This is a genomic window from Falsiroseomonas sp. RANM36 (assembly GCF_056682175.1).
The window spans coordinates 288229-292234 of sequence record NZ_JBWXTD010000002.1 but is presented as its reverse complement, the minus strand read 5'-3'; the positions used below and the strand labels follow the sequence as shown (position 1 = coordinate 292234).

5 protein-coding genes are annotated in these 4006 nt (G+C 75.5%); all 5 read right to left on the bottom strand.

The window, feature by feature from the left end:
• The coding region (locus tag AC1MIR_RS02315) for a DUF3300 domain-containing protein (protein WP_480026571.1) at window positions 1–1568 on the bottom strand (1568 nt) is incomplete at its 3' end.
• A complete protein-coding gene (locus AC1MIR_RS02310; RefSeq protein WP_480026570.1) occupies window positions 1565–2161 on the bottom strand; it encodes a DUF502 domain-containing protein in 597 nt (198 codons plus the stop codon). The genes AC1MIR_RS02315 and AC1MIR_RS02310, both read right to left, overlap by 4 nt.
• Window positions 2158–2352: a hypothetical protein gene (locus AC1MIR_RS02305; protein ID WP_480026569.1), complete on the bottom strand. Its 195-nt coding sequence runs from the start codon at window positions 2350–2352 to the stop codon at window positions 2158–2160. Before AC1MIR_RS02305 ends, AC1MIR_RS02310 begins: the two co-directional genes overlap by 4 nt.
• Complete coding sequence (locus AC1MIR_RS02300; protein WP_480026568.1) at window positions 2343–2843, bottom strand: hypothetical protein; 501 nt, start codon at window positions 2841–2843, stop codon at window positions 2343–2345. Before AC1MIR_RS02300 ends, AC1MIR_RS02305 begins: the two co-directional genes overlap by 10 nt.
• Window positions 2844–2887: 44 nt before the next feature.
• A partial coding sequence (locus tag AC1MIR_RS02295) for an HAD family hydrolase (RefSeq protein ID WP_480026567.1) occupies window positions 2888–4006 on the bottom strand: 1119 nt, incomplete at its 5' end.

The following is a 4006-nucleotide window of genomic DNA, read 5'->3' as shown; positions in this document are numbered from 1 at the left end:
GCGGGGGGGCGGGGGGGGCCCGCGGGCCTCGCGGGCCCCCCCGCCGCCGCGGCCCGGTCGGCCTGCGGCCGCGACGCGCCCTGCAACGCGCCGCGATCGGCCCGCTGCGGTGCGGGCCGCTGCACCTGCGGCCGGCCGCTCGGCGCGGTCGCCTGCGGCCGGTTCGCCGCCGCGGGGCGCTCGGCCGGGCGCTGCGCCGGCCGCTGCGCCGCGCCGCCATCACGGCGATCCGCCAGCGCAGGCCGGTCGCCACCGCCAGGCCGGGCACGGTCGCCCCCGCCCGGACGATCCCGGTCGCCCCGCGCAGGCCGGTCGCCCCCGCCGGGCCGCTCGCGGTCGCCGCGCCCCGGCCGGTCGCCGCCGCCAGGGCGCTCGCGGTCGCCGAGGCCCGGCCGGTCGCCGCCGCCCGGACGCTCGCGGTCGCCGAGGCCCGGCCGATCGCCGCCGCCCGGACGCTCGCGGTCGCCGAGCTGCGCCCGGTCGAGGCCGCCCTCGCGCTGGATCTGCTGCGCGCGACCGCGGAACTGTTCCCGCGAATCGGCACGCCGCGGCCCGTCGGCGGGACGGAAATTGTTCCGCACTTCGTTGTTGCGATAGGCGACGCCGTGGCGGTGCGTCTCGTCGTGCCGCCAGCGGTTGCTCGTGATCTGGTTCCGGTTGACGTTGATGTTGTTGTAGCGGTTGACGTTGATGTCCACGTCGCCGCGGCCCCAGCGGGGCGTGGACCAGCCCCAGAGCGAACTCACCAGCGCCACGCCGCCGGCGAAGGCCATGCCGGTCAGCAGCGCATTGCCGACGCCCCAGGAAGGCGGCGGCGGATAGTAGGTCGGCGGGTAGGACGCGTAGGGCCACGCGCCGTACACGACATTCGGGTTGTAGGCCGGCACATAGACCGTCTCCGGCTGCGTCGGCTCGATCACGATCACCTGCTGCGGCGGCGGCACGGCGGGGGCCGGCGCGCCCGCCGCCGGCGGCGGGACGGTGACATTGGTGGTCACGTTCACCGTCTGCTGCGGTCCGCTCTGCAGCGTGCCGGCAGCCTGCGCGCGCCCGCGCAGCACCTGCACGGCGTTCAGCACGTCCTCCTGCTGCGCCAGCAGCGCATCGCCGACCTGCTGCGTCCAGTCGAGCTGGTCGTTCATCATCGTCAGCACGTCGGGAAAGGGCACCAGCGACTTCACCGACGGATCCCAGCTCTCGGCCTCCAGCGCCTTCGCCAGGTCCTGGCCCTTGATCGCGGCGTTGTTGCCCTCGCCCAGCCAGCGATGCGCCTGCACCACCTCCAGCGGATAGGTGCTGGCCATCAGCACCTGCATCAGCAGCGTGTCGGGATAGAGCGCGATCGGCGCCAGCAGCGCCTCGAGCTGGGCCTGGTCAAGCCGGTCGTCCTGCGCGGCGGGCGCGGCCTGGGATGCGGGCGCGGCGGGCTGCTGCGCCGGGGCGGCGGTCTGCGCCAGCGCGCCGCGTCCCTGCGGATGCGTGCACACCACCCCGCCGAAGCCCGCCGCCACCAGCAGCAGCAGCGCGGGATGCCAGGGCCTGCGGACGCGGCGGTTGTCGGATGTCATGCGCGTCCTCCCCCGGCCGGCGGCGGCGACGCCTGCGCCGCCTCGGCCTGCTCCAGCACCTCGCGCAGCCCGAGACCCCAGGACGCCACGCATCGCATGAAGGTCATGAGCGGCACGTCGAGAAGTCTCACCCGGTCCGCCGCGAAAAGATAGATCGTCCCCGACATCGCGCCGGGCGAGCCGGGCACGAAGACCACCAGCCGGCCATCGGCGAGTTCGTCCATCACCAGCGCCGGGCACTCGCCTTCCTCGATGCTGGCCAGCGCCGGCCGCAGCTGGCGGCCATCCTCCGACAGCGGCCCCTCGCCGACATAGGCCTTCGCGAGGCGATAGCCGGGGATGCGCTCGAACAGCATGCGGTCGGCCTTGCGCCGCAGCGCCGCGCCCGTCGCGGAGCGCACCGCCAGGCCGATCGCCAGGCACAGCAACACGAGCAGCGCCACCGCGCCGACCAGCGGATGCACGAATTGCGACGATAGCGGATCCGCCGCATCGCGGAGCCGCGCGATGATGCCGTGCACCAGCAGCGCGATCGCGCCCAGCGGCAGCACGACAAGCGCCCCGTCGAGCAGGGCGCGGCGCAGCAGCTTCATCGCGTGCGTGCCGGCTGCACGCTGATCGCCAGCGCCTCCGCCCAGGTCACGTCGACCTCGTCGCCCGGCCGCCGCCCGGCGACGAATTCGCGCAGCCGCGGATCCTGCGGCACGAGGGAGCGCACGCCGCGCGGCCCCTCGAAGGTGACGCGGCCATCGGCCGGGTTGACCGACACGATCTTCACCCGCACCTGCACCGCTTCCGCCGTGCCGCCCCCCCGCCCCCGGGCCGGCGCGGCCCCCCCCCCGGCCCCGCACGGCCCGGGGGCCCCCCCGGCGGGCGCCGGGCCCCCCCGCGGGGGGCGGGCCGCCCCCCCCCCCGCCCCTGGCCCGAGAAGGCGCGCTGCTCCGCCGTGCTGCCGGGCGCGGCCATCTCGATCAGCAGCGCATCGCGGTATTCGACCACGACGCGGTCGCCCGCACGGACCTGGGCGAGGTTGCGCACCTCCGGCCCGGCGGTGATCGTCGCCAGCCGCCCATCCTGCCCGCGCAGCACCAGCTGGCGCGTCTGCTGGTCCACGCTCTGCACCCGCACCTCGCCGCGGATCGTGCGCCGCCGCGCGAAGGGTTCCGCGGGCGCGGCCTGCGCCGGCGGTTGCGCCGGCGGCGCGGCCGTCTGTGCCAGCGCGGGCAGCGCCAACAGCATGGCGCCCAGGCCCAGTACGAGATGGCGTCCCTTCATCCTTGCCTTCCTCCCTTCCTTGGTTCGTCCGTCGGGCCGGCAGCTCATCCCCCGCCGGGGAAGATCCGCGCCCAGTCCTGCCGCATCGAGATCACCTGCCAGCCGCGCCGCGGCGCCTCGTCCAGCGCCTTGGCGAGCCGTCCGACATGGCTCTCCCGGTCATAGGCGAATTCGCGCTCGGCATCGTCGTGCCGCACGATCATCCCGAGACGGCGGCCGGGCCCTTCGGTGGCGTAGCGCAGCATCTCGAAGTCGCCGTCCGAATTGCCGAAGGCGGCGATCGGGCGCTGCCCGATATGGCGCGCGATGCCGACCGGCTTGCCCGGGCCGTCATCGATGAAGTCCACATGCGGCTCCCGCGTCAGCACGATGCGGCCGTCCCGCTCGCCCGGCGTCAGCGCGAAGCTCGATCCGACCACCTGGTGCGGCGGGATGCCATAGACATCCTGCGAGAAGGCCCGCACGAACTCGATGCCGCCGCCCGAGACGATGAAGGTCGCGAAGCCGTTGGCGCGCAGGAAGGCCAGCACCTCGAGCATCGGTTGATAGACCAGCGCCGTGAAGGGCCGGCCCCAGCGCGCGTCCCGCGCCGTCGCCAGCCATTGCGCGGCGATCGCCTGGAATTCCTCGGGCGTGTTGCCGGCCTGCGCGGCGCCGGCGAGCTTCAGCAGCCCCGCTGCGCCGCCGGCCGCGACCGCGCGCATGTCGCCCTCGATCGCCGCGCGGAAGATCGCATCCTCGCGCCAGGCCGGGTTCGCGGGCGCCAGCGCGCGGATGCGGTCCAGGATGAAGATCAGCTGGGTGTACATCGGCTGCTCGACCCAGAGCGTGCCGTCATTGTCGAAGGTGGCGATGCGCTCGCGCGCGGGCACGAAGTCCGCCCCACCCTCCCGCGTGACGGCGGCCACGAAGTCGAGCAGCGCGGCCTTGCGCGGGCCCCCCCGCCACGACGGCAGCGGATCGGCCGGCTGGGCAAGCGCGCCGCGCGCCATCAGCCCGGCGGCGACCGCGAGGCCGAGGGCCCTCCGACCCATCCCGATCTCCAGAAGGCGCCGTGTCTGCATGTCATCCTCCGAACGCGCGAGGATGCCGGCAGGCTCGGGGTGCCTGCCGGCGATCCGGGGCCCCGCCCCCCCCCCCCCCCCGCGCGCGGCGGGCCCGCC

What these genes read in the sequence shown, in the direction of transcription:
- AC1MIR_RS02300 (WP_480026568.1), bottom strand. Translation starts at nt 2,843, where the DNA reads ATGAAGGGACGCCATCTCGTACTGGGCCTGGGCGCCATGCTGTTGGCG.
- AC1MIR_RS02310 (WP_480026570.1), bottom strand. Translation starts at nt 2,161, where the DNA reads ATGAAGCTGCTGCGCCGCGCCCTGCTCGACGGGGCGCTTGTCGTGCTG.